The following is a 655-nucleotide window of genomic DNA, read 5'->3' on the forward strand; positions in this document are numbered from 1 at the left end:
TACCAAAGTTCGTGCCTGCTACGGTTGGGTTGGTAGCTGGGCTACTTGAAGCATTCGCTCCACTGAACGTGATCGACTTAATGCCGGTATAGCCTGTTGCTGTGTTGCCACTCGCATCTTTAGCTGTGATCGTAATGCTTTGACTACCTCCTGCCGTTTGGGTGCCTGTTCCTGTGATAACCAATTTCGTGGCTGCACCTGAGTTCACCGTAATCGCTCCAGATGTTACTGGTGCTCCAGTCACTGGACTAAAGGTAAATGTAGATGATCCAGAAGCTCCCGTGTAAATCAAACCTAAGGTCGTTAAGTTCGCTACGCCAGATGTAAAGTCACCCGCATTATTTAATTTATTCGTGCCACTTAAGCCTGTAATGCTTCCTGTTAAGCTAGATGTTACGGTTACGTTATTCGTAGATGCATTAAAGCCTGTTACTGTATTACCATAAGCATCTTGTGCCGTTAAGGTATTCGTTCCTGTAAACGCTGTACCTGAAGTTTGTGGTCCAGCAATCGCTACACTAAACTTAGCAAAGCTTCCTACCGATACGCCTACAGCTAATTCTCCTCCTCCACTCGCTGTTAAGCTGCCGTCTGTCACACTGATTGAAGCAGACTCCACTTTGTATAAGCTCATGCTCGCTGTGGCTACTCCATT

At 46.4% G+C, this 655-nt stretch carries 1 protein-coding gene; it reads right to left on the reverse strand.

Features of this window, described 5'->3' with window-relative positions:
* Positions 1–634 (reverse strand): hypothetical protein (locus G9H65_RS13275; RefSeq protein WP_166375818.1); only part of this gene is annotated, 634 nt, incomplete at its 3' end.
* Positions 635–655 lie beyond the last annotated feature (21 nt).

The sequence above is a fragment of the Aquirufa ecclesiirivi genome (assembly GCF_011250515.1).
Taxonomy (GTDB): Bacteria; Bacteroidota; Bacteroidia; order Cytophagales; family Spirosomataceae; genus Aquirufa; species Aquirufa ecclesiirivi.